Consider the following 26,877-nt stretch of genomic DNA (forward strand, 5'->3'; position numbering starts at 1 on the left):
TTGCTTGGTCGCTACCCATTCAAAGAGGCCCTGACCTCATTCCCACCACACCACGCCGCACCAGCACCAGCGAACCCCTGCCGCGTTAGTCCCCGACCGCCCTACCCACGCTCAACTGCGAAGGGCCAATAATGTGGTCGTTGAAGAACCTCGCCTCTTGCCCACATGTGCGCGGCACAAGCCCTCTACGCTTCGCTGCTTGTCCCGCACACACCTGGACAGCAGGAACCAAGGGTCCACCTGCACACACCCACCTGCCTCACAGTCACGGGGAGAGCTCACCTTGAGCGGACGGTGGATGTGCGCAGCCTCCTCATTCATGTGGTCGCGCACACAATGTTCTATTGTCGTGTGATTCCTGGTGCTGTGATGAGGATGCCGGTGATGTTGCTGTCCGGGTCGAAGACGACTTGTGCTGCCCACTGTCCTGCTTCGCATTCGAGAAAAGTGCGTCCGATGAGCGAACCTCGGACGCGTTCATTGTCGATGACGGCGGACCCGTCAGGAAGTTCGACGCTGGTGTTTCGACACGCGATGAGATTGCCGGTGTCGGCCACAACATGGGCCCACGTATTCAGAACTGCGTCGCGCGTCAACACCTCAGCAATTCCCTTCGCCATCATGGATGCGAGAGTTTCGTAGTCACCTGCATCGATGAGTGAGAAGACCTCCTCCGTCTTCTTTTCGACGGCGGTCGTTTCCGGTGCCGGTGTCGTGGGCTGACCGGTGCGCGGGTCACGAGGATTCCCAAATCGTTTGAAGGCTGCCTGACGGGTGAAGCCGAGCGCTTCTCCTATCTGGGCCCAGGTCAGGTCCTGCGCGCGTGCTCTATCGACTGCTTGCTGCAGTTCCATGCGTGCAAGGTTCAGCTGGTGATCTGCGGCGATGACGTCATCCAGCCCGGACGGGTCAGGGGTGGCTTTGGTCAATGAGTTCTCCGGCTGGGTCCGCTTCCCGGCGCGGGAACGCGCCCGATGACACGCTACCGGTCAGTAGGAGTAGAGGGCTTCTCTGCTGGGATGCCCTCGAGGTGGGGTCTGATGGAGCAAGTCCTTCGCGATCGGTCTGAACGTTACAGGAACAGAGGTTCCGGCTGACACGACGTGCCGCCGGTCCGCTGTCGAGGGTGAGCCTATTGGTTGGGGCCCCGGGTAGGAGTCCAGTGCTTGTGTGAGTTTCGCATCCGATAATGGGTGCAGGAGGAGATTCACGAATCATGGCACGTAGACATACCCCTGATCAGGTCATCGCGAAGGTCCGGCAGGGCCAGAAAATGCTCAACGACGGACGCCCGATGATCGAGGTCATCAAGGAACTCCAGGTCACCGAAGCAACATGGTACCGGTGGGTGAACCAGTACGGTTTCGAAAAGAACGCCGAGACCTCGAAGCGGACCAGGGAGCTGGAAAAAGAGAACGCCCGGCTGAAGAAGTTGCTGGCCGATCAGGTCCTCGCTAATGACATTCTGAGCGAGGTGGCGAAGGGAAAATTCTGAGCCCCGAACCTCGACGCCGTGCGGTTCGCATGGCGCAGGAGAAGTTCGGGGCGTCCGAAAGGTTCGCCTGCAGGGTGCTGGGCCAGAACCGGTCAGTACTGCGCAAGGGCCGCCCGGAGACTAGCTTCGAGGAAGCCGAGCTGCGCACGGATTTGCGGGCGGTCCCGGTGGAGCATCCGGCGTGGGGGTGGCGGAAAGCCCGCTGGCACCTGCTGGCCCAGCCTCGCTGGGACGGGGTGGCGCTCAACGGGAAGCGGATCCGTCGGCTCTGGCGCCTCGAGGGGCTGACCTGCAAGCCCAAGGCGAGGAAGAAACGCCGGACCGGGCCCGGTGCCGGGGAGCAGAAACGGTTGCGGGCCGAGTACCCGATGCATGTGGTCAGCTTCGACTTCCAGTCCGATGTGACCTCCTGCGGCAGGCATATCCGGTTCTTCAATGGTTGTGACAGGTTGAAGTGGCCCCGGTGTGACGGCTTGAGCTGGCCCCACCTAGCGACTCGCGGGGCTTCTTGTGACGGTTTGAGTTGGCCCCACCCCAGCGTTGGAATCATCAGTTTGTTTCCAGTGGTGGAGGGCAAGGATGAGAGCACGCGTGGAGGTATTTGCAGCAATCCGGAGGGACGCCCGAGTTGAGGGTCTTTCAGTTCGTGCGCTGGCAGTTCGACATGGGGTGCATCGCCGAACGGTACGGGCAGCGTTGGAGTCAGCAGATCCTCCGGAGCGAAAAACACCGGTTCGACTGGCAGCAAAGCTGCAGACGTTCAAGCCGGCGGTCGACGCGATGCTCGTCGAGGATACGACGGCGCCGCGGAAACAGCGTCATACCGCCCGGAGGATTCTTGCCCGGTTGATCGAGGAGCACGGGGCTGAGGATCTGTCGTATTCGACGGTGCGGGATTACGTTCGGGTTCGTCGTGCGGAGATTGACGTGGAGGCCGGTCGCAGGGTCGAGGTGTTCGTCCCGCAGGAGCACGCACCAAGCGCGGAAGCCGAGGTGGACTTCGGCGAGGTGTGGGTCGTCCTCAACGGGGTGAAGACAAAATGTCACATGTTCGTCTACCGGCTCTCCCACTCTGGGAAGGCCGTCCACCGGGTGTATCCGACGCAGGCGCAGGAAGCGTTCCTCGAGGGACACATCGACGCCTTCACTGCTCTGGGCGGTGTTCCGACCAGACACATCAGATACGACAACCTCACTGCCGCTGTCACCGCGGTGGTATTCGGGCAGGGCAGGCAGCGGGTCGAGAATGACCGGTGGGTACTGTTCCGCTCCCACTACGGCTTCGACGCGTTCTACTGCCAGCCTGGTGTCACCGGCGCCCACGAGAAGGGCGGGGTGGAGGGCGAGGTGGGCCGGTTCCGCCGCAACAGGCTCTCCCCGATGCCGGTGGTCGCGTCCCTGGATGAGCTCAATGACCGGATCCGGGTCTGGGAGGCAGAGGACGACAATCGGCGGATCAACGACAGGATCCGCACCGTTGGCCAGGACTTCGACACGGAGCAGCCGCTCCTGGCAGCGTTGCCGACGGAGACGTTCGATTCCGGGCTGGTGCTGACGCCTCGGGTGGACCGATCCTCGATGATCACTGTCCGCATGGTGAAGTACTCCGTGCCAACCCGATTCATCGGCAGGAAGGTCCGGGTCTCGCTGCGGGCGTCGGAAATCGTGGTCTTCGACCGGCGCACCACCGTGGCCAGGCATCAGCGGATCACCGTCAAGCTCGGGCAGTCAGTGCAACTCGATCACTACCTCGAGGTCCTCAAAGCCAAACCCGGGGCCCTGCCCGGTTCCACCGCCCTGGCGAGGGCGAGAGAGGGTGGTTCGTTCACGAACGCTCATGAAGCGTTCTGGGCGGCGTCCCGACGGGTCAACGGCGATGCGGACGGGACCCGGGAACTCATCGACGTCCTTCTCCTGCACCGGTTCATGCACGCCGACGACATCCAGGCCGGGATCAGCGCGGCCCTCACGGTAGGCGCGGTCAGCGCCGACGTCGTCGCGGTCGAAGCACGCCGACACGCTGCCGGAGCCCTCATCGAGGATCGTGAGTTGACGGCCGTGGGTGGGTCCACTTCAGACCGTCATTCTGGTGCCCATCGTGGTGCTCACGTCGAGAGCGACGTGCAACGGGTTGTCAGTCTCACTCAACGCCGTCTGATGGACCCTGCCGCTGTCATCGCGGGGCTTCCACCTGACAGTCGGCCGATCCCGTCCGTCAGCTCCTATGACGAGCTGCTCGCCAAACGAACGTCCAGCAATGTCTCAGACACCGCATCGAAGGAGAACATCTCATGAGCCCCACGACTTCCACCACCACGGTGACCCCAACGTTGCGCCGGCGGCGTGGTCTGACCGAGCAGGCCGCCGTCGCGGCCGTCGACCAGGCCTGCCGCAGGCTACGCCTCCCCACGATCCGTGCGGTCCTCGACGAAGCCCTGACCGTCGCGGGGAAGGAGCAGCTGTCTTATCAGGGGTTTCTGGCCGAGCTGTTGCTCGCTGAGTGCGACGACAGGGACCGCCGCTCCTCAAGCCGGCGGGTCAAAGCAGCGAACTTCCCGCGGGATAAGTGGCTCGGGGACTTCGACTTCGACGCGAACCCCAACATCAACTCCGCGACGATCCACACGTTGGCGACCGGGGACTGGATCCGCAAAGGGCAGCCTCTGTGTCTGATAGGGGACTCCGGGACCGGGAAATCCCACCTCCTCATCGGCCTCGGTACGGCGGCCGCCGAGAACGGCTACCGGGTCAAGTACACGCTGGCCACCCGGCTTGTGAATGAACTCGTGGAAGCCGCTGACGAGAAGATACTCGCGAAGACCATCGCACGGTACGGGCGGGTCGACCTGCTCATGATCGACGAGCTCGGCTATATGGAACTCGACCGCCGCGGCGCAGAACTCCTGTTCCAGGTCCTCACCGAACGCGAGGAGAAGAACTCGATCGCGATCGCGTCCAACGAGTCGTTCTCCGGGTGGACCAAGACCTTCACCGACCCGCGGCTCTGCGCCGCGATCGTCGACCGACTCACGTTTAACGGCACCATCATCGAGACCGGCACCGACTCCTACCGACTCGCCCACACCCTCGCCCACCAAGCGGTGGGCTAGCCAGAACGTCGACCCGGCACCGCAGAGAGAAATTACGGAGCCAGTGCGGGGGGAGAGGAATCTGCCTCGTTCCGAGGGAGGACACCAGTAGGCTGAGTTGCCCTGGTCAACAGTCAGTGAAATTACACCGGAAAAGGCGCTTTCTAGGGTTGCAGTTAGTTGATTGGCTTCGTAGCGTCGTGATCGTACGGTACCGCCCATCGATCACTCGAGAAGGATGTGACTGTCATGTTTATGACACGAAAAGTACCCGCTCTACTAACTCCGTTGATGGGGTTGATGTTACTGATCAGCACGTCCGGCGTTGCCAATGCAGCATCGGTTGCCCCACCTGCGGAGCCCCTGACCATGATCGCCGTCAGCGGCGAAAAGGCGGCGTCAAAGACCGAAGCCGCAATGACTGCCCTTGCCAGTGGCGCGGTGCCACTGCAAGCACCGCTGAACACGGTGGTCGAGGCCGAAACGAAGGTGAATACGGTTCCAACCGACCAGGGTGAGTTCACCACGGTGACCATCCCCATCGACGGTTCCTACAGCTTCACGAGCAACGTCTCCATGGTCTTCGACAGCGACGGCAATCGGTTGTAGTCCAGCGAAATGCTGGTCAGCGAAAACGCCGACGGCTTCTTCAACGTCAAGACGTACGTCGATGGGGTCATGACAAGCAATCAGGACACCGACCTCGTCTACATGACAGACGCGGAATTGAAGGCTGATCTTGTCGCCTCGCAGGCCAAGAGCGGCGGCATGGCCGAGGATGCTGTTCCGGCTCCGCTCGCCGAGAAGAACACCGGCGCCTGCATCGCGACGGTTCTCGGCGTCAGCGGTGTGGTTGGCGGCATCATCGCGTACGGCTGTGCTGGCGCTTGCGCCGCTGCAGCAGTCGGTGTCGGTGTTCCCTTCTGCATCGCCTGCATTGCCGGCTTCGCTACCGTCGGTGGTGCGTCCATCACAGCTGTCGCAACCTGCTTCTAAGGAGTCCTCATGAGTTGGAAACCGAACCGCACATTCCTAGCCCTGTTCATCGGACTGGTCGTGTCGGGGGCCGCTCTTATCCTGACGCTCCCTGCAATATTCGGTCCACACGAATCGAGTCAAGCAATGCTGACCATGATTCTTGGCGGCGTGACTGCAATATTCGCCATCGGGACTATCCTGATGCGTCCGCAGAAGCATTCTTCAGCGACTAGCTGAGCACCAGCAATGATCTGATGGCCCCGCGCGGACGGCGCGGGGCCATCCTTCATGCCCCGCCGGAATCAGGTCTTGGTGACAACGGACAGAGCTGTCGTACATCGAGCGACGCTGACGTAGCAGGCGTCAACCCTCTGCCCGTGCAGGAGGCTTCAGGCAAGGTCTCCAGTACCTGGAGTGCTTGCCGATCAGTCCTGGTGGCTCCATGCGTTGCCAAGGCAGAAGAATTCGCCGTCGGTGCCCAACTCCTCTCGATCCCCGCACTCGCCCTCCGCAGATACCACTGACTCCGCAAGTTGCAGCGTCTCTGGACAGATCTGCGTGGGGCCAGTTCAAGCCGTCATGCCGGGGCCAAATCAGGTTGACATACTCATCTTCAACGTGATCGATGAATACACGCGTACCGCGTTGGCGATCATCCCGCGCCGGTCGTTCACCGCCGCGGATGTCGTCGCCGTGCTTGAGGACATCATCGCCGAGACCGGGATCGTCCCGACCCATGTCCGATCCGATAACGGACCCGAATTTACGGCCACAGCGCTGACCGCCTGGTGCAACACCGCGGGCGTGGAGACCGCGTTCATCGACCCGGGATCCCCGTGGCAGAACGGGTTCGCGGAATCCTTCAACGCCCAATTCAGGAGGGAACAACTTGCTGTAGAGATCATGGACACCCTGGCCGAAGCCCGATACCTGGCCGCGGAATGGAAGGACATCTACAATCATGAAAGGCCCCACGGTTCCCTCGACGGAATGACACCCTCGACGTACTGGAAACGCTGGACCGCAGACAACCAACTAGCTATCGCATAGCCACTGGACTGCTAACGGGGACCCAACCACTATGGCTAATGGGTAGAAGCGGCGTCAGGGTGCGGCGAAGTCGTTCCATCAAGGGGTTCTTTGGGGTTAGATGCTGAACGAGTGCGCGTCAGGGTGAACGCTTTGGTGAGGCTGCCCGCGGCGCCTGCGAGGGAAAGGTACGCCACGATGATCAGCACACGGTAAGCGTCGCCGCTGACCATACTGCTAAGAAATGTGCGTCCAGCGAAGACACTAACGGCGACGGCGACACACAGTGTTGCGATGAGGAACCAGAAAGTGCGCGCGCGTGTCATAGGGTGCTCCTTAAATGGGACGATTGTCTCGGTGGTAGTGACCACGGTGGTGTGGGAAGTGCTCACCGCAAAAGTTCCTTGCGGGCGACTTTCTCTGCTTCGAAGGGACCGAAGCCGATGGTGCTGGCCGCGACGACGACGACGTCGTTGAAGAGGACGATCGCGGAGCCGTCGCGTGAGCCCCCGGTGTGCCACCAGTAGTCTTCGCTGGACGCCCAGCCCGGTGGGTTGGTACTTGCGGGAAATGTCTTAGACCAATCTCGGGAGGCCTGCCCGTAGGTGATGAGGGCATCGAGGGTTCCCCAGAGGCCGCCGGCACCGATGAAGGGGCCATCACCAAGGGACCAGGGTTCCCGGGTACGACCGAGCAGTGTCTTCCGCACCAGGCCGCCGTCCGGTACATCCGTATAGACGTCCTGGGTGATGCCCAGCAATGACAGGTGAGTGGTCGCCAGCTGCTGCCACGTGTGATCTGTGTGCTGCTCTAGGACATCGGTGAGGACGGCGTACCCGAGATTGGAATAGTCCGGGTCATGGCCAACGGGTTCGACAACGCCGCCCCACAGGGCAGGTAGAAGTTCCCGAAACCGGTCGCGGGTCATACCCCTGTAGGGGTCATCCTTGGCTGTCATTCCTTCAGGCATGCGCGGCAAGCCCGACCGGTGGTCGACTAGGGACCGCGGCGTGATCCACGCGGGTGCTTCTGTGTAGGGGCCGCCGGTCTTCGAGATCGGCTGATCGAGGTCAAGATGCCCGTCGAAGTGCAGCTGGTAGGTAATCGCCGCGGTCAACGTCTTGGTGATCGACGCCCACTCGAAGGGCATTTCTGCGCAGTTCTGTGGATTGACATCGCGTGTGGTCTCGCCGTGTGTGCGATGTAGCGCGAACTGTTTGAGCGACGCAACTGCTCGGGGAGTGGTCATTAGGCGGGCGCCTTTCGGTTGTCACCGACGGGAGGAAACGCTTTGGGCTCAGTGGGGCCGCCCAGCGGCTGATCGGTCGACTCATGGACTGACGTGCCCACGGACTCTTGGGAGGCAGCGATGCGGTTAGTAATGGGCTCAGGCGTGGGTGTGATGGTGGTTTTCAGCGGGTGTGCGTTGGCGGTTACTTCAGGACTGGGTGATGTGTGCGGGTCTGTCGCTGTCCGCGCGTGTGAGCGGCCGGTGATTTTGTCGATGAGTGTGGCGAGGTGGTGGCTGACGAAAATGGTGTCGCAGGCGAGCATGATCAGCCCGAAGGACGTCAGTCCCATCATCACCGCAATTCCGAGGTGGAAGACCATCATCAGGATCACGGCTGCGACCCGTGTGCGCTGGAAGAGGACCAGGACGGGGAAGAACACCTGGGAGATGACGGTGATGTAGGTGGCTATGACGCTTGGAAACGCGAAGTAGAAGAGGAGCTCCATGCCGGGGAGGTGATACTCGGGGTTACGCAGGACGTAGTACAGGGCGGTGCCGCTGGTCCACATCTCACCCTGCATTTTAAAGGATCCCGCGATGAAGTAGACGATGCAGATCTGTACCGCGATCAGGAGTACGCCGGTGTTGTGGGCGAGGATGCTTGCCCATCCGGGGATCCAGCGGGACAGGACAGAGGTGCGCCGGCTGTTTTTAGCTGGCAGGACGGTGAAGCGGTCGAAGCAGCGTGTGAGCAGCAGGAAGATCCCGCAGATGTACATGAGGTTGTCGCCGCCGTCGCCGAGCAACGAGTTCTGCGAGAACAAACTCCACGTGCCGGTGTAATGAAGTAGCAGGACGGGTCGTCCGCCGAGACCGAGCATCGTCAGTAGCGCCACGGCCATGAACACGAGATAGAAGACATCGAAGACCAGTGGTGTGGACGCCAGGTTAAGGACACTCCAGGCGTCCTCGTTGGTCCACTGGTCCTTCAGCTCGGTCGAGGACAGAAGCCCTCTCGGTCCGAAGAACAGGTGACGGTCCGGCCAACTCGTCAGCATAAGGCCCAGCGTCGTCAGCCCGTAGACGGCGCGGATGAAGCCCACCGCAGCGACCGCGTGATAACCCTCAAGCACCCAGTTGAGGGGCTGCAGCATCGGGGCGCTGAGACGCTGCACGCTGTCAGTCCGCATTGACCCACTCCGAATCGATCGTCGTGATCTCGCCTTGCGTGGTCCAGTCCTGGCGCTCCGACCACCCGGGATAGTCGTGGAAGACGTAGCGGACTCGAACGGCGTCGAACACCCCTTCACATGCCGACGTATCCAGCTTCCGGGTCGCATACTCTGCTAGGAGCGTCTCAGATGCGCGGACATTACGGTCGTTCAATTCCTCCGCATACTGATCCACGGATTCGCGCTGCTCGATCGCGGTGTCCTTATCAATGAGCTTCTGCACGACCTCGTCCGTCTCGAAGCGTCGAGCGATCGCGTTCGTGATGATGCGGTGTTCCCTACTGGAAAACAGCCGGGTGCTCTGCAACTCAGTGACCAACTGGGTCGTGAGGTCCTGGAACTCGGTCTCTGCCCCATCGGCACACCTCATCTGCGCCAGGATGCCCCGCTCCTGCGCCAGGGGATCGGGCGCAAACAGCTGCCAGTTCTGCAGGAAGTACGGGCTATAGAGAGAAGTAATGGTAGGGGCCGCCGCAACCTTAATCGGGTTCGCCGGACCCGTCACGATCAGGGTCAGGCAGGCGTAAACGCACACCCCTGTCAATGCCAGGGCGGCCAGCACATATCGGAGGTAATTCTTCATGGAAGGGATTCCCTAATCAATCGGGCCGGAAAGCCCCCGCAGCACGAGGACCTTCCAGCCCGAAAGGCCGTTGTACATCCAGAACTAGCGGTCGACTATCGGTCGAATGCCTGGTCCTGGTTGAACGACTTCGGATCCTCGACCGGTGAGCTGGCCAGGAATGAACCCCAACCAAGTACCCGACCGACCTCGCGTGGGCTCGTTCCAGCTTTGAAGCCCGCGTAGAGTGCCCGGCCGACGTTGATCGCCGCTGCCGGCGCATTAGGTGACGCTTCAGCGGCAGCCGAGGTCCCCTCCGACGCAGCAGCCGCGTACACCGCGGAGTCCGGGCTCGAGTGCGTTACAGCATTCGCTGCCGCAGGGCCGGCGGCAAGCGCACCAACGGCAACAACAGCGATGACACCCAAACGCAATTTCTTCATGATTCCCCCAATAAACAGATGTGCCAGCGGCACAGAGACCCCCGGTGACCTACGCCACCAGGCTTACGTAGTCATGTCACACGAACCCGCACCAATCTGTCAACAGTTGGTTTACATTTCGAGGTAGTGGCTGCATGTGGCGAAATACGCCTATAAAGCGCTCATGCTGAGGTACCGGTACACCGTCGCCCGGCTAGCTCCGATGATCTTCCCAATGTCGGTTGGCGCTAGCCCCTGGGCCTTGAGTTCTCGAGCGCGCTTCACCTTTGCGTGGTCGGTGGTGACTTCCCGTCGGCCGGCCTTTCGGCCATGCTCAGCAGCCGCAGCCATACCTGCTCTGGTCCGCTCGGCGAGCTGGTCACGCTCGAGCTGAGCGAACGCCGACATGACGGTGAGCATGGCCCGGCCCATCGGTCCAGTCGTGCTGATGCCCTCGGTCACGCTCCGGAAGTGCACTCCCCTGCGCTCGAGGTCATCGATGAGCGCCAACAGATTGCGGGTGTTGCGTCCCAGCCGGTCCAGCTTCCAGACCACGACCTCGTCACCACTTCGCAGGTGATCGAGGAGCTTGTCGAGCTCCGGCCGACTCGCCATCGTCCCGCTTACACCGTGATCAGTGAAAATACGATTGCAACCAGCTGCGGACAGTGCCGCACGCTGCAAATCCGCATTCTGCTCCATCGTGCTGACCCTCGCGTACCCGATACTTCCCATCCGGCGCTCCTTATGCTCATCAAAGGCCCAATTTATCCTTGATGAGAATACTTCACGTGAGACACATTGTTGGGACAAGATCGCAGCTCGAACTTTCCCGCAGATGCTGAGACCGAGCGGACCGCCATCAAACCCGCTTGGTCGTCTGGTCAAAGGATCCCTGGGCGGGACGTTTACTCAGTGGTGGACGAGTTCAGTGATCGAGGACTGCGAGGAGTTCCGCGAGAGTGTTCTGCTGCTCTGGGCTGAGGACTTGAAGGAACTCGTGTTCTACAGCCACATGAACCGGAAGAACACTGTCGACGATGGTGCGGCCTGCGTCGGTGAGGTGGACCAGCTTTCCGCGGCCGTCGCGCTGGTTCGAGGTTCGTTCGATGAGCCCCTCGGCCTCGAGCTTGTTCAGGCGTTGAGCGATCGCACTCGAGGTCACCATCGACGTCTCGACCAAGTCCTTCGGGCTCAGAGCGTAGGGGGCCCCGGAGCGGCGAAGAGTCGCCAGGACGTCGAAGGTCGCCGCATCAACTCCCTGAACCGCGAAGTTCTCACCGAGGCGCACCTCGATCCTCCGCGCGACGCGCGAGAGCCGGCCGATCACGGCCATCGGACTCACATCCACGTCGGGGCGTTCACGCCCCCACTGCTCCAACACCACCGCAACATGATCCTGATCAGTCGGGTTCGTCATAGCACCACCCTAGCCAAAAGCTAAGCACGAAGATATATTTGCGTAGTGCTTAGCAAACGATGGATGGTCCTGCTCCTCACCGCCGTCGCTCCCTGCGTGTGGGGAACGACGTACCTCGTCACCTCCGAGCTCCTCCCACCTGACCGGCCACTGCTAGCCGCAGCCCTACGGTCCCTCCCGGCAGGTGTGCTGCTGGTCATCCTGGTCCGCCGGCTACCGACGGGGAGTTGGTGGTGGCGGACCGGTGTTCTCGGGGTGCTGAACATCGGGGTGTTCTTCGCGCTGCTCTTCATCGCCGCATACCGGCTGCCCGGTGGTGTCGCAGCCACGATCGGGGCTGTGCAGCCGCTCCTGGTCGCTGTTCTTGCCGCCGGCTGGATCGGCGAGAAACTGACGCCGGCGAAGCTCGCTGCAGGGGTTACCGGCCTGATCGGTGTGTCCATGCTCGTCCTCCAAGCCCAAGCCCGGCTCGATCTCATTGGGGTCATCGCCGCCCTCAGCGGTGCGGTGGCCATGGCAAGCGGTGTCGTACTGACCAAGAAGTGGGGCAGACCCGACACCTTGCTGGCTACCACGTCCTGGCAACTCGTCGCCGGCGGACTCTTCCTCGCTCCCATCGCTTTCCTCGTCGAGGGCCCACCACCGCAGGCCCTGACCCTGCCGAACATCGCAGGATACCTCTACCTCGGTATCATCGGCACCGCCGTGGCGTACACCCTCTGGTTCCGCGGCATACACCTACTACCAGCATCAACAACAGCGATCCTGGGTCTCCTCAGCCCACTCGTGGCAACACTCGCGGGCTGGGCACTCCTAGACCAGACCCTGACCTCCGGTCAGCTCATCGGGGCGGTCATCATCCTCGGCACCCTCGTCCTGAGCACGATTCGACCACCACAGAGCATGGCGCCGGGCCCATCTCCTGCCGCCCACCGCACCAATCCGGAAGCACAAAACCCACGGTGAGCGATCCTGAGCGGGACGAACCACACGCTATAGCGACTCCTGGCCCCGCCAATCACCAGTCAAGAACTCCGCCACCTTGACGAAACATCACCCGAGTGTGGCAAAGCTGTCGGTTCTCGCGGTTGTTCGTGCGAATGCTCAGGATCATCTGCATGGCCTGGGCGACTGTTCCTGCTCGACTACTGACAGGGTTAGGTGATGGACCTCCCTGAGATCGCTGACCTGTGGCCTTCCCTCGCCCCGTCCTTCGAGAACGTGACGCTACGAGCATTCCGACTTGAGGACGCAACCATGGCCGTGGAGCTTTCCCGGGATCCCTACGTCCCCACGACGGGGACTCTGCCCCTGAACGCAACACCCGACCAGGCGCAGCAGTGGCTACAACGACAACAGACCCGGCACACAGCCGGCACAGGGTTCGCCTTCGCCGTCGTCGACAACACCGATGGACGATGTGCGGGGTTCACTGGTCTGTGGGTACGCGAGCTACACGCCGGACGCGCGCAAATCGACTACGGCATCGCCCCGTCCTTCAGAGGCCGGCATCTTGCCTCCGCTGCACTGCGAGCTGTCGCATCTTTCGCTTGGACGATCCCCGAGCTGCATCGCCTCGAGCTCTATATCGAGCCATGGAACACAGCGTCCATCAGAACAGCGGAGCGGGCCGGGTATCTCCGAGAGGGCCTACTCAGATCCCACCAGAAGATTTCCGGCCAGCGCCGCAACATGCTGCTGTACTCCAGCGTGCGCGACTGAATCAGGGATAACGCTTAGCGCTCACGCGCGCGCGATGACCAGCCAGCCCCGACCGGGGGCATACGGCAAGTCCCGGACCTCGGTGCCGCTAAAACCGGCCGTGAGCAGTGAGCGCTCAAGCGCCTCCCGGGTGCGGAAACGCAACGTGGAGGTGGAATCGATGCGCTCACCATCAGCTAGAAAGATCGTCGGGGATTCGAACGTGACTAGCTCCCCATCAACTCGTGTGACCTGCACCCAGTCCTCCACCGGCCCCTCGCCCTCGACGTCGACGACCTGATGGGTCAGTTCCTTGGTCCACCGCTCCCAGGCCCGGTCGGAGGGCACGCGACTCTCGAACGCCAGGTGGCCCCCTGGGCGCAGACAGGTGCGGATTGCTCGCAGGTTGGCGAGCCATCCATCGTCGTCGACGAAGACCTGCGCGACGTTGGCAGTCATCGTGGCAAGGTCGTACTGCCCGAGGTTCGAGGCGTCAGCCGCCACATCCACCGCGATTCCCACGAGCCACATCACCTGGTCCGCACCGGCCTTGGTCCGGGCGACAGCGACGGACGCTCCAGCAGGATCGACACCGAGCACGCGCAGGCCGCGCTCCATCGCCAAACGAGATCCGAAGGTCCCCGTGCCGCAACCCACGTCCAGGACCGCTGTCGCCTCGAACTCATCGACAAGATCCATGTACGTGTCCAGATCACTACGGTCCGGATCAAGAGGGTCATACACGCGGGCGACCCGCGGGTGACCAAAGATAGCGTCAGGCATCACACAAACGGTACTCCACCCCGCACGGACAGCGCCCGCTGCCTCACGAGCTCAACATCACGCTGCAGCAAGCAGCCAGCGGCCTTCGTAAGTGGCCCTCGACCCTTTCCCAACTCAAGCGAGACCGGACCCGAAACGACCGCCTCCCGCTGCGCTACCGGGCGTGGCATCGTGACCAAAGAACCGGACCAGAAGCGTTGTGCGATTCAACGATCAACCCCTATAGGTGCGACCATCTACTAGCGTGCCTCCTGCCCACAGGGGCACAGCACAAGCTCCCCTCGCTCCGCTGCTTGTCCCGCACCCAGATGGACAGCAGGGACCAAAGGGCCCGCCTGCACACATCCACCTACCTCACCGATACGGAGAAAAATCACCTCGAGCAGACGGTGGATGGGCACAGCCTCCTCACCGACGTGGTCGCGCACACCATGGACTAGCCCTCATGGGACTAACAGAACTATTGGTGGTAATAGGGGCAGTGAATCGAGCCCGGCGGTAGCCACCGTGTCGGTCATCCATCTGTGGGCGGGTGGAGCCCGAAGGGTGGAGCTCAAAGCCGTCCCACCTGTGGGTGAGCTGCTGCTTCCTTCGGGTACGCGGTGGGCGCCCCGTAGAATCGGTCGCCGTAGGCAGTGCACCCGATGGAACCATGGGTCCTATGCCTTGGCTTCGTGCGACCCCGCTTCACACTGTCCGGCTGAACCTCGAGCCGCTGGAAGTTCGGCATGCTGCCGAGATGGCCGCGGTGCTTTCATCACCCGAGCTGTACATCTTCACCGGTGGCGAACCACCGACCGAGGATCTCCTCGATTCCCGGTATCGAAGACAAACCATCGGGCACTCTCCTGAGGGCGACGCCAAATGGCTGAACTGGATCATCTACTCACGATCGACGCGGACCGCAGTCGGCTACGTACAAGCAACTCTTACCGTGGAGGGCGGCGCCCTGGTCGCAGACACCGCGTGGCTTGTCACTGCGTCCGCGCAACACCGAGGCATCGCCACCGAAGCGGCCGGAGCCATGCTGGCCTGGCTACGCGCACAGGGCGTCATCAGCATCAGGGCCTTGATCCACCCTGATCACCATGCCTCTGCCCATGTCGCTCAGCGGCTCGGGTACGTGCCCACCACTATCACCGTCGACGGCGAGTCGCTGTGGGAGCTCCCAGAAACAAGCACACCAGAGCCTCCAACACCGACACGCTGACCCACCTACCTGCCGACAGTTCGGCATAGAGTCAAAGTCGCAGGCTGAGGACTCGGCGCACAGGAATGGCACCGCCTTGATCGTCTGCGACGCGCTGCATCCCGAGCTTCTCAGCGACTCGTTCAGAGGCCCGATTATCCGGGTGAATGATCGCTACGAGTTCGGCTGCGTCGAGATGCTCTCGGGCGTAGTCGCGACAAGCTATGGCTGCTTCCGTCGCGAATCCGTGGCCGTGCAGGTCCGCGCGCACGTGATAGCCGACCTCGAGCTTCTGCACGCCGTTCACCTGCTGCCACGTCAGGCCGCAGTCGCCTATGAACTCCCCGTCGTGCGCCTCGAGGATCCACAGGCCATACCCGTGCTCGGCGTAGTTCTCCTGATTCCACTGAATCCACCGTGCTGCTTCCTCCCGCGACTTCGGCGCAGGGTAGAAGCGCATGACCTCGACGTCTCCAAGCAACGCGGTGATGTTGTCGAGGTCGGTATCAGCCATTTCACGGAATTGCAGTCGACCCGTCGGTGGTGGCAGCATCCGACGACCCTATTCGACACCGCTCACTGCCGCCCGTCAGCGGATCCCTCAGCGGACGATGAACCTTGTGAGCACGTCGATCCATGGGTCGAACGCGTCGAGATGCGCATCATGCGAAGCATCGGCGAGGTCGACACGTGAGACGTTCCGACCGCGCTCAACAAACCGACCCTTCTGCTCGACGGTAAACATTCCGTGCTCGGCGTAGACCACCAGCGTCGGAGCAGTAACACTTTCCCATTCCGCCCAGCATGGCACCATGACACCGGAGAGGGTGCGGGCCATCACCTCCGCATCGAACCGTGGATAGAAACCGTCGGCCCGTTCTTCGAGATCCGCACCCCAGGCACGGCAAAGCGCACTGTCACCAAGATCGCGGTGAGCCAACTCCCTCGTGGCATACGGGACAGCCCATGACCGGAAGTAATCACCGACAGCCTTCGCTTCCTCAGTGGTTCCGCCGCCGGCGTCGCACTCCAGCAGGACGAGCCTGCCCACCAGACCTGGATGTGCTGCTGCGACGAGCATCGCCGTATGTGCCCCCATCGAGTGACCAACCAGGTCAGCGACACCGAGGTCTGCAGCGTCGATGACATGAACGACGTCAGCAACGAACGCCCGGCGTGATGTATCAGCAGGGACACGAGTGCTGCGTCCGTGGCCACGCTGATCGATGAGAACGACCTTACGTCGATGTCCGGGCCGCTTTTAGCGACTGGAGTGGCTCACAGAGCCGGGCGGACGCGTGCTCCACCCGTGAGTGAGCTGCTGCTTCATCCGGTACGCGATAGACGTCCCGTGAGGAATCCGCTTCGAGCAGGTGATCCGAGGGTCTGGTCTCACGGGAGGCATACAGTACAGGCATGAACGTGACGTCGACCGTACTACTCAATCCGGATCCCGGCGTGATTGTGCGGCTGATTGACACCGTGGTGAGCACACCGTGGCCAGAGGATCCGAACAAGTTCGACGCCTACTTCGCCAGCATTGGGTGCACGCCAGGACCCTTGTTCGAGCACAAGGATGACCTACCTGAATCTGCCCACGGTGCCCTGTTAATGCCTGAGGTATCGATGGAGGACGGCTCGTGTGCATCGCTGGCAGGGAAGCTATACGACCTCGGGTTCTTCTTCTATCCGGGTACGCAACATTCGCGAGTCCTTGCGGGACCTGCGTTCGAAACCATCCGGGAAAGGCTCACGGACGCGTACGGGAAGGCGACTGACGAAACAGATCACGGCCAAGGCAACCGATCGGCGTCGTGGGAAGTGAAGGAGACGTCTATTGACTTGTATGCCCATGTCAACCTCGCCCCCGTGTTGCAGCTCGGGCTAAGTCACCGCGATCTCACTCTCCTTCACGACAAGCTATTCATCGAGAAGCGTGGCTACTAGTCCGCATCGAGTGGGTATTGAGCATTCGGCTTAGACGCGGGAGGCGATGATGACGAGTGCTCCGATTCCATGTCCCACTGGTTCGCCCTGATAGCCGCCGAAGACATCCTTCCAGTGAAAAAGAATCCTCACAGGACAGGGGACAACCAAAGTCTGGGCAGGCCCATCCGGTGAAACTACCAGCGACAGGTGGCACAGCGATGAACGGGTTTTCCTACGAACGGAGCAGCTACTTCTGGTCCGGCTCAAACGTGGGCGCACCCATACTCCAGGGCTCCTCCGGCTCCATGGACTCCACTGCCTGAGCAGTGTTGACCTCCCACTGCTCTGACGCATCTGTCAGTGGAAGACGAACCGGATTCCGATCGCCCTGATCATTGAACTCCGGATACATCAGCGGCACGTTCTCAGCGCTAGTCATCCACCGATCCTACTCACCACCCCTTAGACCCAACATCGGGACCGCAACCCGGACCACAAGCCAACCCCGGGCGAGCCGCACAACCACCATTACGTTGCACCAGATCTAAAGGGACTGTCCGATAGACGGTGTGGAGTCCGTCCACTCGTAGGGCGGCACTGCGTTGGTGGCATCGTCCTGGATCTTCGGTGTCATGCCTCGACCCTTCGACGCAGACGGTCCCGGAGCAACGCTCTTGAAAGCCCTCGCTCGGCTATCCCAGGCTTCTGTGCGGATAGGATCGGGCGCATGGGGGACATGATCGGCGGGCGTACCCGTCGTGGATCAGCACTGATAGCAGCAGGATTGACGAACGGGCCGGCTGAGCTGCTGGATTTCCTGATCCCGCTCTGGGCCGGCATCGCGCTCGGCGCCGATCCCGCACAGATCGGCTACCTGGTGGCCCTGGAGCTGATCGTCTCTGTGATCGCCCGCCCGATCGCAGGGCGCCTTGCCGACTCCCGGAGGCGCGAACTCATCGCCGGCCTCGGGGCCCTGCTGTACGGGGTGTCGTGCTGCGGGTACGCGCTGGCCGGGTCCATGCCCGTCGCGTATACGGCAGCCGCCCTGGGCGGTCTCGGCGGTGCACTCTTGTGGGTCTCCGTGCGCGCCATGGTCGGGGAGCACCTACCCGGAGAACCTGGCGTCTTCGCCCGGCTGATGTCCGTCCAGGAGACCGGAGTGTGGGTCGCCTTCGTCGCCGGCCTGCTGCTGCTGGGCCGGTTCGATTCGTTCCCGATGGTCTTCCTCGCGGCCGCCGCGACATGCTTGGTAGCGGCCCTGATCCTGTTCCTCAGCCCACCACGAGCCGGCACGACACCGGGTGGGTCCAGCGCTCAGGAGCGCCCGGCACTGTTCGCACCCCAGGCCTCGCGGATCCTGATCGTGTCGCTGCGCCCGATGCTCGCGGCGACCGTAGTGACCGCCCTGGCCGAGACCATGATCGGGATCCTGCTGCTCCTGCACCTTCAGCGTGCGCTGGGCCTGGGCGTCATCGAGATCGCCTACGTCTTCCTCCCCGGGGCGATCGCCTTGGGAGTCCTTCCCCCGATCCTGCACCGGGTCGTCGTCCGCATCGGCCGGCGTGCTGGGATGGTCGCCGGATCCGTGTGCAGCGGCGCTTTCGCCCTCTCCCTGGCCTACGCCTCAGGACCCGTGGTCATCGCCGCCCTATGGGTCCTCTGCGGGGTGGCTTGGGCTGTGGTGATCCCCATCGAACAGGCCGTCATCACCGAGAAGCACCCGCACCAGGTCGGCGCGGCGATGGGAATCTACACCGCCGCGACCCTGATCGGCTCCGCCACCGGAGCGGCACTAGCCGGGGTCCTCTACGAGGCCGCGTCCTGGCAACTCACCTGCTTGATTGCAGGGGCCATCATCCTCTCCGGCACCGCCCTTGGTCCCTGGGCCATCCGCAGACTCGGTGTGGCAGACAAACCCCTCCAACAGGTCGCCTCCAACGACGCGCATCCTCGAGAGCGAACAGGCGACCCGAACAGTCACTGAATGCCGCCGGCGTCCAAGATCCTTTACAACCGGAGCGCGCCGCCTTGCCACCCGGCTACCTCGACCGTCCGGTCAAAGGATCCTTCGCAAGAACGGTCGTACTTATGACCCCCGACCAACTTTCGAAACGAAGATGCAGGGGTCTTCGTGGGCCGCTTCTACTGGGGCGGCAGGCCGGTGGCACTGGCAAAAGTGGCTCCGGCTGCCAAGGCATACAGGTACTCGGGCCGGGCCCGAAGCTCGAGGGAGCCGCCAGTCGTCTGCACGCGCATGATGGCTGCCGGCCCCTCGGTGATCAGGAGGGCCGTCACCCAAGACACGGGCCGAGGAGTATCGATGCCGGTGACAGTAAGCTTCCGATCCTCTTGCACGGTCCATCGTCGACCGAGGATCACCCCCGGCATCGACAGCGCCTGGTAGTAACGCCAGCGGCCCCACCGGCGACCATCGTCCCGCACGGGGCGCACATACACCGGGTAGAGACCCTCGGCGGCGTTCGACAGTTCTCGGCGCCACCGGAAGTACGCGCCAACCGGCATGCCGAGCAGCGGGACGAGCGTCCAGGGCAAGTAGTCCAGCAATGACGGGTACACCACGGCCCCGAGCACCAGGAGGGCTGCGCAGGCCAGGATATAGCCCGCAATGCACGCCATGACGATGCCCCACCGCGATGACGGTGGAGGAGGGCTGGCCCCCGGGTACCAACACTGTTCCGTTCCGCGATCTTCAAGTGTCCCCATCGGGCCAGCCTAGGTCCGCAGTGCCCTGGGGCGCCCCGGGTCGGTCGTAATGGGCCGTGTCTCAACGGGGCGGCCTCGTTCCCCGAGCCCGGCAGATGAACGAGGTGATCACCGGCCCACCGATGTACTGGCCGGGGCGCTAGGTCACTACCATCTCAGCAAAGGATCCCTTACCGCGCACCAGCAAGGCTGTGTTGCCGCCCGGAGGGGATGAGGGTAAAAGACAGTCTTGTGATCCTTCCTGCTGTTCGCGATCCTCGTCTCGTGTCCGTTCGGCGTGGTGGGCACCTGACCGAGGCTGATCATCAGCTCCTGGCCTTATGGGCAGCTACTTGCGCCGAACATGTTCTAGGGCTGTTCGAGGAAACAAACCGCGAGGATGATCGCCCTCGAGCGGCGATCGAGGCCGCACGAGCCTGGGCACGGGGTGAAGCGAAGATGATGGCGACCCGAGCGATCGGAGGACACGCGATGGGCGCTGCGCGTCCCCTGCGTGGTGCTCCACGATTCGCGGCCTACGCAGCCGGCCAAGCGGCCTGCGTCGCCCACGTTCCCGAACACGATCTAGGCGCGGCCGCGTACGCCATCAAGGCAGCAGCAGTTGCAGTATCCCCCGATCAGGAAAGGGAAGCCGCACGTGCTGAGCGCGACTGGCAACGTCAGCAGATCCCCGACCACCTCCGCGCCCTTGTCTTGGAGGACCAAAGGCGTAGGAATAGCATTTGCTGGTCCGTCTTCGAGGCCTGACCTCCGCGGAGAAGCAGCTCTCACCCTGTCCTTCACCCTGGCCGTAAGCCGGTTGGCGAACGGGACAGCTACCGGTGTCGACCTCAGCCGAGCTTCCTGAAATGCGCGGCCGCGTCAGATGACAACCGCTCTGGTTTCAGCGACTTCACCAGAAGAACCACTCCCACGAGAAGGATGAAGAGCGCCAGCACCAGCAGGGCCAGGTCGCTTGACGTAGCGGGGCACCCCGCGGAGCTGTCATCGATGTCAGGGCAGCTGCGCCAAGGCTGGATGAAGGCCACGAAACTACCCACCCCTCCGACCACGGTCAGCAAGAGCCCCAGAACCGCGTACACCATCTTTCTCGAAGCCGTCATGGTTCATCGAAGCACGAGCCGTTGAATGCACGGTGCGGGATCCTCAATCGCTGAGGACCGTGGCACGGCGCGAAGGAGCTCAGCCCGGGAGTACCTTCACGAAAGTTTCGTCGTTCTCCGTTGCCCACTGCTTTCGTCCGTCGTCGTCGATGTACTCGTAGCTCGTCGTTGTCGTTCGTCCCGTAGGCGCGAATCCCAACCGCTCATAGAGTCGGCGCGCACCATCGTTATCGGTGCCGACACTGAGGTAGAGCGCGGCGAACCCCGCCTGCACGGCGTAAGCCTCCGTCCAGATACACAGGGACGTTCCTATACCGGTACCTCGAACGGTCTCCTGCACGAACAGGTGCTTCAGCTCCGGAGCGCAACTGGCATTGAGATCCAGCACGACGGTCCCGAGCGGCTGATCCTGGCGCCAGGCTGCTGCATAAACAACGATGCCAGCACCTTGATGCTGCAGGACACTACGGGCGATACCCGCCCCCGGCGGCTCAGTCGCCTCTAACGCCACCAGGTCACTATCGGCACACAGCCTAATTTGAACACCGTCCGTCATGCTGTCCCCTTACCTGCGCCTTCTTCGAGCCTACCGAGGACAACAACCAGCAAGCCTCAGTCCCACTGAAAGCTTCATCAACGGACAGCGGACATCCTGATCCCTTCGGACTACAAGGACGCAGAACGGGTAGCTGGCCGGATCAGCATCAACCCATAACGACTCATCCGCTCATCCGGGCCGTCCTTGAGACCGATGCGGACCTCTGCCTCTGATGCCAGCGTCTATCAACCGGCCTCGGCATGAGCTCTCCTTCTTCATCTCTTTATTGCGTTCAGGCCCTGGCGTCGTCACCGAGGTGCCGGTAGATCGTGCCCCGGGAGACCCCGAACGTCTCGGCGATCTGCTGCACCGTGTATGTCTTCTGGTCATACATCGCTCGCGCCTGCCGGGCTTTCGTCGGGCTCATCTTGATTCGGCCCCCACCCGTCCGACCGCGTGCCCTCGCCGCAGCCAGGCCGTCCTTCGTGCGCTCCACGATGAGGTCGTGTTCGAACTCCGCGATCGCCGCCAGCATGTGGAAGAACAACCGCCCGCCCGGGGTCGTCGTATCAATGCCTTGGGACAGGGCCTTCAACCCGACACCACGCCGCTCGAGCCCGTCTGCTACTTCCTTCAGATTCCGCACCGACCTGCCCAACCGATCCAACTTCGTCACCACCAGGGTGTCCCCAGACCTCAGATACTCCAACGCATCCTCCAGGGCCGGCCGCTTCGCCAACACACCCGAGGCGTGCTCGATGAAGACCTTCTCGCACCCCGCAGCCTCCAGCGCGTCGGTCTGCCCGTCCAGATTCTGCTCCCGCGTCGAAACCCGCGCATAACCAACAGCTGCCATACTCCAAAATGTACCGTAAACGTTCCTGACAGCACGTAGTTCTTGGACACGCCTCATAGAACACGACACGCCGTTCTCGGTAGCCTCCCACGGAAGTGTCCTATGGACGGTCGTTCATAAACTGCAAGGAGTCCCCACTCCTGATTTCGAGCGTGATGATCTCCGCCGTCCGGGTCCAACACAGTCCGTCGCCGTTTCGAGGACAATCAACTACCAACGCTCACCTCCCGCACGACCTCGCATGCTCAGCCCCTGGTATACGCGCGGCGCGAACAACTCGTGTAAGGCGCTACTGCTGCCGGTGGCTTGCCTTTCCCGATACGTACACTCCCGCAGGGGCGGCGAATAAGACGACCGCGAGTTTGAGGGGAACACGCTTAGAATTGACGCGAGTACTTACCAAAAAGATTGCGACGCTCCTGCTGCCCCTTGCCCTCCGGAGGATCCATCAAGACGATTCGCCTCATCAAGAGGTTAGGACGGGAGATGCCGCAGCCTGCGCGAGCCCTCTCCTGGATGGTTCCGGCGATGCTTCTCCTAGGTTTTCTACTAGTCGCCCTTACAGGTGAGCCGTGGACTATTTGGATTGCTCTTGCCGTGGCGGGCGTCGCCCTCGTTCTTCTCGGTTTCTGTGTCTATCGGGACGTCAACGGGGCCGCCACGACATGGTCACGCCTCTACAAAGAGGGTCGCGGAATCTCTCCGGAACACTTCACGTTCGCTGACGTCGGTTCCATCAAAGCTATGGGCTTCTCCTACATGGTCATCGGCCTCTTCTGGTTCGGCATCTCCCTCTTCGCTCGGTGACAGATACTTTCGCTCGCCACGCATACGGGTAGATCTCCATGCGACCGCAAGCAACCCCATCACCGGGCTGGACCTCGAGTAGCTGCCAAACGCCTTCGTCGCGGCACCTCAAGCCCGAGCGCACCACCTCGCCCCTCGAGCACTTCGCTCGTCCGATCAAGGGACCCTTTGAATGGATGCTTGAGGTTGTGGGTTGATCTGCGCAGTGATGGTCCCCCAATAGCCCTACGGGATGAAGCTGCTAGAGCGAACCGAACCTAATCAAGCTTCCATGCTGCTTGACGAAGGCATCTAGGATCTATCTATGACCCAGCTCACAACAGACGTCTTCACACCGGCGAAACGGCCCACGATCACAGGGGTAAATCGCACTCATCTCTCTCAAGAGATTGATTGGGAGATAAAGAAAGGTGGCTGGTACGTCTCTGTACTGGGGGCAACGAAACTGGGTAAAACGACTTTGGTAAAGACAGCACTGGGGAAAGTTGACTTTTCCATATTTGTCAACGGCAACTCCTTCCTTGAGGGTGATAACGCCCTATGGCAAAAATTAGGGGCTGCCCTGGAAATTCCAGTCTCAAAAGAAACAGGAACCGTTTCCGGAGACAAATCGACATGGGGTTTCTTCGCAAAGTTCTCGGCGAATTTGGGTTTGGCGAAAGGCGAGGGTGGATCACAATTCGGCGGTGAACACATGAGACAGACCACTAGTACCAATGCTATTCAGCTCGATGCTGAAACTGAGGTAATCAAAGCCTTCAAACTTCTTATCGATAAGGGCATCACTGTAGCGATAGCAATCGACGACTTCCACTTTGTTACTGATGTCGAGAGGCGGAGATCACTCATCAAAGCTCTTCGTCCAGTTGCTGGCGCTGGTGTTTCAATTATTCTCATAACCTTACCGAATCGGGAAACAGATCCAGCCTTCGACAACACCAATGCATGGGGTAGGCATACGCCAATATCGGTTCCAACTTGGAGCTTAGAGGACCTTGGAAAAATCGCACGCCAAGGATTTGAGGCACTTAATGTAGATGCGTCGGAATCGATCGTTCGAGAGCTGTCGAAAAACAGTTTTGGCAGCCCTCAAATCATGCAACAGTTATGCCTAAATCTTTGCGAACTGGAGAACGGCGTGACTGAAACTGTTTCTGGCGCACAACCTTTCGAACTTCAAGAACCTCGATGGTGGCAGGACTTCTTCGGTTCCGTCAGGGACCCTCAGTCAGAGCAATGGCTCAAAATCCTTATCAATGGTCCTAAACAGCGCGGACATGAACGCAAGACGTATCGGATTGGGGCCAAAAAGTATGACGGCTACGAACTTATCCTCTTCGTGTTGAGAGACCTAGGCGCTAAGCCCACGGTCTCGCTCGACGAGCTAAAAACTTCGATTGGAATGCGAGTCTATCCCGAAATAAGAAACATCACTTCCTCCGACGGTAAGGTGGTCAACTTATTCAATAAACAGAAAGTAAATGCAATGAATCTGGAGGCAAAGATAAACAATCTTCACGTGATTGCACACAAAATAGTCGATGGCTTGAAGCCAATAGAATCATCAGCCGGGAATTCAGATTCGTTTGATGATGACGATGCAGTTTTCGATGAGGAATCAATCGATGTTGCTGGTAATCGTCCCCAGCCGTTTTTTGAGTTTGTTAAGGACCCAGTTAAGCCTTGCATCAATATATTGGACCCTCAGCTTTGCTACTCACTCAAGTGGCACGGTGGAAAGATGCTGAGATAGCGCAATGTCGAGGCTGTACCGCCGGACAGCTACGCCGAGCCCTAATACCGTTCCGGCCTGATGGCGCAGAGCGCGCCCAGGACTTGTACGGTGATCAGATAGCGCCGAGTGGAGCCGCTAAATCAGGTTGGGGTGAGTACCAAGCAACCGCGGATCTCAGGCTGATGCACCGCACCTACCCTTGGGCGACGTTGTCTCGTGCGTAGGACTAGGTGAAAGGCTCCCCGTGCAGTACGACCTTTACGACTACCAGGACACTGCCAAGTTGGTGGTCGGTAGGGCACTCGCCTCCATGGATCGGGCGTACCAAGAGGATTCGAACGATCTTGGAGCAGTAGTACTGGCGGCACCAACCGGTGCAGGTAAGACTGTCATTGCAACGGCCGTCATCGAGGCAGCATTGGACGGCGACGCCACGACAGCAGCGATTGACGATGCGACCTTCCTCTGGGTGACAGATGATTTGTCCCTGAACAACCAAACGCTCAACAAGATGCTTTTCCTGATACGTCCCGCCGATCCCGCCGATGGTAGAGAGAACACCATGGAAACGTTTGACCTGCTCCTTGCAGGCGGCCTGGGCGGCCTCGCGGTCGGTCTCGGACGACTGGCGTACCTACTCATAGACATTGAATCTGATCGCCCCCACTACAGGCAAACGGTGGGAGCTCAAATCGTCGTTACCGTAATTCTAATCGTTCTTGGTGGGACATTCGCCTATTACTTCGATGGCAAGGTAGGGGCGTTCATGTCGGGAATTACGGCCCTTAGCCTGCTCCTACTTATTGGGGGAAATGTTCTGAAGCGACGGAAAGATGAAGGAGCAGGTAGTGGCAGCACCGCTAATCAATAAGGACACATTTTGGGCTGATGTAGTCAATAGTCTTTTTATGCGCTCTCTCTACCGACTGCCGAAACCACTTAGCATACAAAACCTCGCCGTGGAAGAAGAAAGCAGTCCCTCATTTAACGCCAATACTTCACAATTGCTCGGTAAACCTACGTCCGATCAAAGCACTGATAGTAGTTTTAAAACAACACTTGACTCCTATTCTGAAGCCTTAGAAATTTTTGTCTCTTCGTCCTGGTCAGCATCCGCCGCCTATCCTAAACAGAACCACCTGCTGTGGCTCCAAACTCCCGGAGATTTAACCGACGAATTCTCCCACAGAAAGACTTTGCAGAACTTGAAAATAGGCGACGATTTCTACAACGTCTTCGCTAATACGATGGCCACCAAAGGAAAAATCTCGCCCTTCCTTGCGGCGGTGACTAAGCCGGTATCGAACCCTAAGAGATTGCTCGAGATTGAGTTTCCACCTGATATACCGGAGGAGCAGGTACTACTTGTGGCCCACCTCCAGACTTATCGCAAGCTAGTAAATAACGGGGTAGCGCCCGAGGTTTTCGGCCGTCTTACTGAGCAAACCGAACGGGCCTTAACACAATTACGCGATCAGACAGGTGCGGGCACCCGTCAGAAGCACTAATAAGCTAGACCAATGGACGCGAAGGCCCTGCTGGTTTAGAGAGTGCCGACGCGGTACCAGTTGGTCGATCTCCTAGTAGCCCACGATATGAACCGGCTGTGAGCGGCATGTTGATCGCTCCCGGGACGGCGTCGTCGCCTGGACGTAGTAGCGACCCGATCACCGACGTCGTTCAGGTCTACAACGAAGCCTGCGTCACCAGGACGCTCGACTAAACCGCTTTGGGCTCGATGGAGACTCGCGTTCTGTGACTCCTACCAGCTGATTATGGTCGGTTCTGCCAGCATCGAACGCCTGCTCGAAAAACTCCGTGGACAAGACATCGCCGAGGTAACCGGGGAGTCGTGCAGCGTTGTACCAGTGAACCTACTCAAGCAGCGAGTAATGGCGGTAATTCTGAGGTGTTGCGCGGTGTGCGCGGTCAAGTCCCTTGTGGTGGTGTATCGGTTGGTGATCCTTTTGATTGTTAGGCGCTGAGTTCGAGCGTGGTGTCGGTGGTCGCCTCCGTTCTGGTGGTGGTGTCGGTATCGGTGACGAGGGTGAGGC

The 26,877-nt window shown here is 60.9% G+C and carries 29 protein-coding genes and 3 pseudogenes; 17 read left to right on the forward strand and 15 right to left on the reverse strand.

Features of this window, described 5'->3' with window-relative positions:
* Positions 1-341: 341 nt before the first annotated feature.
* Entirely contained in the window at positions 342-929 is a 588-nt protein-coding gene (locus FQ377_RS14000) for a hypothetical protein (RefSeq protein ID WP_148601806.1), read from the reverse strand.
* Between the two features lie 287 nt (positions 930-1,216).
* Between FQ377_RS14000 and FQ377_RS14005 the strand changes: the two are divergent.
* The 7 genes and pseudogenes from FQ377_RS14005 to FQ377_RS14035 all read left to right on the forward strand — a co-directional run.
* Positions 1,217-1,941: pseudogene (locus FQ377_RS14005) on the forward strand (transposase); the annotation flags it as partial.
* A gap of 133 nt (positions 1,942-2,074) precedes the next feature.
* The gene (istA, locus tag FQ377_RS14010) at positions 2,075-3,790 is read left to right on the forward strand and encodes an IS21 family transposase (RefSeq protein ID WP_148601807.1); all 1,716 of its coding nucleotides are present in this window, start codon (positions 2,075-2,077) and stop codon (positions 3,788-3,790) included.
* The gene (istB, locus tag FQ377_RS14015) at positions 3,787-4,605 is read left to right on the forward strand and encodes an IS21-like element helper ATPase IstB (RefSeq protein ID WP_148601808.1); all 819 of its coding nucleotides are present in this window, start codon (positions 3,787-3,789) and stop codon (positions 4,603-4,605) included. Before istA ends, istB begins: the two co-directional genes overlap by 4 nt.
* Positions 4,606-4,833: 228 nt before the next feature.
* On the forward strand, positions 4,834-5,193 hold the full coding sequence (locus tag FQ377_RS14020) for a hypothetical protein (RefSeq protein WP_148601809.1): 360 nt from the start codon (positions 4,834-4,836) through the stop codon (positions 5,191-5,193).
* A gap of 9 nt (positions 5,194-5,202) precedes the next feature.
* On the forward strand, positions 5,203-5,580 hold the full coding sequence (locus tag FQ377_RS14025) for a hypothetical protein (protein ID WP_148601810.1): 378 nt from the start codon (positions 5,203-5,205) through the stop codon (positions 5,578-5,580).
* A gap of 9 nt (positions 5,581-5,589) precedes the next feature.
* Entirely contained in the window at positions 5,590-5,799 is a 210-nt protein-coding gene (locus tag FQ377_RS14030; RefSeq protein ID WP_148601811.1) for a hypothetical protein, read from the forward strand.
* A gap of 366 nt (positions 5,800-6,165) precedes the next feature.
* Positions 6,166-6,612, forward strand: a pseudogene (locus FQ377_RS14035) (integrase core domain-containing protein); the annotation flags it as partial.
* 367 nt (positions 6,613-6,979) lie between these two features.
* On the opposite strand, the gene FQ377_RS14045 reads toward FQ377_RS14035, so the two are convergent.
* The 6 genes from FQ377_RS14045 to FQ377_RS14065 form a co-directional block, all read right to left on the reverse strand.
* Positions 6,980-7,840: a serine hydrolase domain-containing protein gene (locus FQ377_RS14045; RefSeq protein WP_148601813.1), complete on the reverse strand. Its 861-nt coding sequence runs from the start codon at positions 7,838-7,840 to the stop codon at positions 6,980-6,982.
* On the reverse strand, positions 7,840-9,012 hold the full coding sequence (locus tag FQ377_RS14050) for an HTTM domain-containing protein (RefSeq protein ID WP_187393390.1): 1,173 nt from the start codon (positions 9,010-9,012) through the stop codon (positions 7,840-7,842). Before FQ377_RS14050 ends, FQ377_RS14045 begins: the two co-directional genes overlap by 1 nt.
* Positions 9,002-9,637, reverse strand: a complete 636-nt coding sequence (locus FQ377_RS14945; RefSeq protein WP_187393391.1) for a DUF5819 family protein — start codon at positions 9,635-9,637, stop codon at positions 9,002-9,004. The genes FQ377_RS14050 and FQ377_RS14945 overlap by 11 nt, the downstream gene beginning before the upstream one ends.
* A gap of 95 nt (positions 9,638-9,732) precedes the next feature.
* Positions 9,733-10,059: a hypothetical protein gene (locus FQ377_RS14055; protein ID WP_148601815.1), complete on the reverse strand. Its 327-nt coding sequence runs from the start codon at positions 10,057-10,059 to the stop codon at positions 9,733-9,735.
* A gap of 150 nt (positions 10,060-10,209) precedes the next feature.
* Positions 10,210-10,773 (reverse strand): recombinase family protein, encoded by a 564-nt coding sequence (locus FQ377_RS14060; protein ID WP_148601816.1) that lies wholly within the window; start codon positions 10,771-10,773, stop codon positions 10,210-10,212.
* Between the two features lie 193 nt (positions 10,774-10,966).
* Positions 10,967-11,458, reverse strand: a complete 492-nt coding sequence (locus tag FQ377_RS14065) for a MarR family winged helix-turn-helix transcriptional regulator (RefSeq protein WP_148601817.1) — start codon at positions 11,456-11,458, stop codon at positions 10,967-10,969.
* Positions 11,459-11,503: 45 nt separating this feature from the next.
* On the opposite strand from FQ377_RS14065, the gene FQ377_RS14070 reads away from it, so the two are divergent.
* Both FQ377_RS14070 and FQ377_RS14075 read left to right on the forward strand, forming a co-directional pair.
* A complete protein-coding gene (locus FQ377_RS14070) occupies positions 11,504-12,424 on the forward strand; it encodes an EamA family transporter (RefSeq protein WP_148601818.1) in 921 nt (306 codons plus the stop codon).
* A 198-nt stretch (positions 12,425-12,622) separates the two neighbouring features.
* The gene (locus FQ377_RS14075) at positions 12,623-13,180 is read left to right on the forward strand and encodes a GNAT family N-acetyltransferase (RefSeq protein WP_148601819.1); all 558 of its coding nucleotides are present in this window, start codon (positions 12,623-12,625) and stop codon (positions 13,178-13,180) included.
* A 21-nt stretch (positions 13,181-13,201) separates the two neighbouring features.
* On the opposite strand, the gene FQ377_RS14080 is transcribed toward FQ377_RS14075, so the two are convergent.
* Positions 13,202-13,858 (reverse strand): class I SAM-dependent methyltransferase, encoded by a 657-nt coding sequence (locus FQ377_RS14080; protein ID WP_262364479.1) that lies wholly within the window; start codon positions 13,856-13,858, stop codon positions 13,202-13,204.
* A gap of 745 nt (positions 13,859-14,603) precedes the next feature.
* Here FQ377_RS14080 and FQ377_RS14085 point away from each other — a divergent pair.
* Positions 14,604-15,152, forward strand: a complete 549-nt coding sequence (locus tag FQ377_RS14085; RefSeq protein WP_148601821.1) for a GNAT family N-acetyltransferase — start codon at positions 14,604-14,606, stop codon at positions 15,150-15,152.
* 31 nt (positions 15,153-15,183) lie between these two features.
* Here the strand turns inward: FQ377_RS14085 and FQ377_RS14090 are convergent, their stop codons facing one another.
* Both FQ377_RS14090 and FQ377_RS14095 read right to left on the reverse strand, forming a co-directional pair.
* On the reverse strand, positions 15,184-15,684 hold the full coding sequence (locus FQ377_RS14090; RefSeq protein WP_148601822.1) for a GNAT family N-acetyltransferase: 501 nt from the start codon (positions 15,682-15,684) through the stop codon (positions 15,184-15,186).
* Between the two features lie 48 nt (positions 15,685-15,732).
* Positions 15,733-16,365, reverse strand: a pseudogene (locus tag FQ377_RS14095) (alpha/beta fold hydrolase); the annotation flags it as partial.
* 182 nt (positions 16,366-16,547) lie between these two features.
* Here FQ377_RS14095 and FQ377_RS14100 point away from each other — a divergent pair.
* Positions 16,548-17,078 (forward strand): hypothetical protein, encoded by a 531-nt coding sequence (locus FQ377_RS14100; protein WP_148601824.1) that lies wholly within the window; start codon positions 16,548-16,550, stop codon positions 17,076-17,078.
* A 229-nt stretch (positions 17,079-17,307) separates the two neighbouring features.
* Here the strand turns inward: FQ377_RS14100 and FQ377_RS14105 are convergent, their stop codons facing one another.
* Positions 17,308-17,499 (reverse strand): hypothetical protein, encoded by a 192-nt coding sequence (locus tag FQ377_RS14105; protein WP_148601825.1) that lies wholly within the window; start codon positions 17,497-17,499, stop codon positions 17,308-17,310.
* A 288-nt stretch (positions 17,500-17,787) separates the two neighbouring features.
* Between FQ377_RS14105 and FQ377_RS14110 the strand changes: the two genes are divergently transcribed.
* Complete coding sequence (locus tag FQ377_RS14110; RefSeq protein WP_262364480.1) at positions 17,788-19,044, forward strand: MFS transporter; 1,257 nt, start codon at positions 17,788-17,790, stop codon at positions 19,042-19,044.
* 158 nt (positions 19,045-19,202) lie between these two features.
* Here FQ377_RS14110 and FQ377_RS14115 read toward each other — a convergent pair whose 3' ends face one another.
* On the reverse strand, positions 19,203-19,697 hold the full coding sequence (locus FQ377_RS14115; RefSeq protein ID WP_148601826.1) for a hypothetical protein: 495 nt from the start codon (positions 19,695-19,697) through the stop codon (positions 19,203-19,205).
* 297 nt (positions 19,698-19,994) lie between these two features.
* Between FQ377_RS14115 and FQ377_RS15325 the strand changes: the two genes are divergently transcribed.
* The gene (locus FQ377_RS15325; protein ID WP_395858494.1) at positions 19,995-20,531 is read left to right on the forward strand and encodes a putative immunity protein; all 537 of its coding nucleotides are present in this window, start codon (positions 19,995-19,997) and stop codon (positions 20,529-20,531) included.
* 83 nt (positions 20,532-20,614) lie between these two features.
* On the opposite strand, the gene FQ377_RS14125 is transcribed toward FQ377_RS15325, so the two are convergent.
* From FQ377_RS14125 to FQ377_RS14135, 3 genes are all read right to left on the reverse strand, one after another.
* Positions 20,615-20,887, reverse strand: a complete 273-nt coding sequence (locus tag FQ377_RS14125) for a hypothetical protein (protein ID WP_148601827.1) — start codon at positions 20,885-20,887, stop codon at positions 20,615-20,617.
* A 79-nt stretch (positions 20,888-20,966) separates the two neighbouring features.
* Positions 20,967-21,443: a GNAT family N-acetyltransferase gene (locus tag FQ377_RS14130; protein WP_148601828.1), complete on the reverse strand. Its 477-nt coding sequence runs from the start codon at positions 21,441-21,443 to the stop codon at positions 20,967-20,969.
* Between the two features lie 274 nt (positions 21,444-21,717).
* Positions 21,718-22,281, reverse strand: a complete 564-nt coding sequence (locus FQ377_RS14135; protein ID WP_148601829.1) for a recombinase family protein — start codon at positions 22,279-22,281, stop codon at positions 21,718-21,720.
* A gap of 597 nt (positions 22,282-22,878) precedes the next feature.
* Between FQ377_RS14135 and FQ377_RS14140 the strand changes: the two genes are divergently transcribed.
* From FQ377_RS14140 to FQ377_RS14155, 4 genes are all read left to right on the forward strand, one after another.
* On the forward strand, positions 22,879-23,088 hold the full coding sequence (locus tag FQ377_RS14140) for a hypothetical protein (protein ID WP_148601830.1): 210 nt from the start codon (positions 22,879-22,881) through the stop codon (positions 23,086-23,088).
* 304 nt (positions 23,089-23,392) lie between these two features.
* On the forward strand, positions 23,393-24,841 hold the full coding sequence (locus FQ377_RS14145) for a hypothetical protein (RefSeq protein WP_148601831.1): 1,449 nt from the start codon (positions 23,393-23,395) through the stop codon (positions 24,839-24,841).
* Positions 24,842-25,067: 226 nt separating this feature from the next.
* Positions 25,068-25,694, forward strand: coding sequence for a DEAD/DEAH box helicase family protein (locus FQ377_RS14150; RefSeq protein WP_148601832.1), 627 nt, complete (start codon positions 25,068-25,070; stop codon positions 25,692-25,694).
* Complete coding sequence (locus FQ377_RS14155) at positions 25,672-26,331, forward strand: hypothetical protein (RefSeq protein ID WP_148601833.1); 660 nt, start codon at positions 25,672-25,674, stop codon at positions 26,329-26,331. Before FQ377_RS14150 ends, FQ377_RS14155 begins: the two co-directional genes overlap by 23 nt.
* The last annotated feature ends 546 nt before the right edge of the window (positions 26,332-26,877 follow it).

It is taken from the genome of Arthrobacter echini, assembly GCF_008107445.1.
Taxonomy (GTDB): domain Bacteria; phylum Actinomycetota; class Actinomycetes; order Actinomycetales; family Micrococcaceae; genus Arthrobacter_D; species Arthrobacter_D echini_A.

Excerpts from the sequence above, each read along its gene's own strand:
- istA (WP_148601807.1), top strand. The coding sequence starts at position 2,075 with ATGAGAGCACGCGTGGAGGTATTTGCAGCAATCCGGAGGGACGCCCGA.
- istB (WP_148601808.1), top strand. The coding sequence starts at position 3,787 with ATGAGCCCCACGACTTCCACCACCACGGTGACCCCAACGTTGCGCCGG.
- FQ377_RS14020 (WP_148601809.1), top strand. The coding sequence starts at position 4,834 with ATGTTTATGACACGAAAAGTACCCGCTCTACTAACTCCGTTGATGGGG.
- FQ377_RS14025 (WP_148601810.1), top strand. The coding sequence starts at position 5,203 with ATGCTGGTCAGCGAAAACGCCGACGGCTTCTTCAACGTCAAGACGTAC.
- FQ377_RS14030 (WP_148601811.1), top strand. The coding sequence starts at position 5,590 with ATGAGTTGGAAACCGAACCGCACATTCCTAGCCCTGTTCATCGGACTG.
- FQ377_RS14045 (WP_148601813.1), bottom strand. The coding sequence starts at position 7,840 with ATGACCACTCCCCGAGCAGTTGCGTCGCTCAAACAGTTCGCGCTACAT.
- FQ377_RS14050 (WP_187393390.1), bottom strand. The coding sequence starts at position 9,012 with ATGCGGACTGACAGCGTGCAGCGTCTCAGCGCCCCGATGCTGCAGCCC.
- FQ377_RS14945 (WP_187393391.1), bottom strand. The coding sequence starts at position 9,637 with ATGAAGAATTACCTCCGATATGTGCTGGCCGCCCTGGCATTGACAGGG.
- FQ377_RS14055 (WP_148601815.1), bottom strand. The coding sequence starts at position 10,059 with ATGAAGAAATTGCGTTTGGGTGTCATCGCTGTTGTTGCCGTTGGTGCG.
- FQ377_RS14060 (WP_148601816.1), bottom strand. The coding sequence starts at position 10,773 with ATGGGAAGTATCGGGTACGCGAGGGTCAGCACGATGGAGCAGAATGCG.
- FQ377_RS14065 (WP_148601817.1), bottom strand. The coding sequence starts at position 11,458 with ATGACGAACCCGACTGATCAGGATCATGTTGCGGTGGTGTTGGAGCAG.
- FQ377_RS14075 (WP_148601819.1), top strand. The coding sequence starts at position 12,623 with ATGGACCTCCCTGAGATCGCTGACCTGTGGCCTTCCCTCGCCCCGTCC.
- FQ377_RS14080 (WP_262364479.1), bottom strand. The coding sequence starts at position 13,858 with ATGGATCTTGTCGATGAGTTCGAGGCGACAGCGGTCCTGGACGTGGGT.
- FQ377_RS14085 (WP_148601821.1), top strand. The coding sequence starts at position 14,604 with ATGCCTTGGCTTCGTGCGACCCCGCTTCACACTGTCCGGCTGAACCTC.
- FQ377_RS14090 (WP_148601822.1), bottom strand. The coding sequence starts at position 15,684 with ATGCTGCCACCACCGACGGGTCGACTGCAATTCCGTGAAATGGCTGAT.
- FQ377_RS14100 (WP_148601824.1), top strand. The coding sequence starts at position 16,548 with ATGAACGTGACGTCGACCGTACTACTCAATCCGGATCCCGGCGTGATT.
- FQ377_RS14105 (WP_148601825.1), bottom strand. The coding sequence starts at position 17,499 with ATGACTAGCGCTGAGAACGTGCCGCTGATGTATCCGGAGTTCAATGAT.
- FQ377_RS14110 (WP_262364480.1), top strand. The coding sequence starts at position 17,788 with ATGGGGGACATGATCGGCGGGCGTACCCGTCGTGGATCAGCACTGATA.
- FQ377_RS14115 (WP_148601826.1), bottom strand. The coding sequence starts at position 19,697 with ATGGCGTGCATTGCGGGCTATATCCTGGCCTGCGCAGCCCTCCTGGTG.
- FQ377_RS15325 (WP_395858494.1), top strand. The coding sequence starts at position 19,995 with ATGAGGGTAAAAGACAGTCTTGTGATCCTTCCTGCTGTTCGCGATCCT.
- FQ377_RS14125 (WP_148601827.1), bottom strand. The coding sequence starts at position 20,887 with ATGACGGCTTCGAGAAAGATGGTGTACGCGGTTCTGGGGCTCTTGCTG.
- FQ377_RS14130 (WP_148601828.1), bottom strand. The coding sequence starts at position 21,443 with ATGACGGACGGTGTTCAAATTAGGCTGTGTGCCGATAGTGACCTGGTG.
- FQ377_RS14135 (WP_148601829.1), bottom strand. The coding sequence starts at position 22,281 with ATGGCAGCTGTTGGTTATGCGCGGGTTTCGACGCGGGAGCAGAATCTG.
- FQ377_RS14145 (WP_148601831.1), top strand. The coding sequence starts at position 23,393 with ATGACCCAGCTCACAACAGACGTCTTCACACCGGCGAAACGGCCCACG.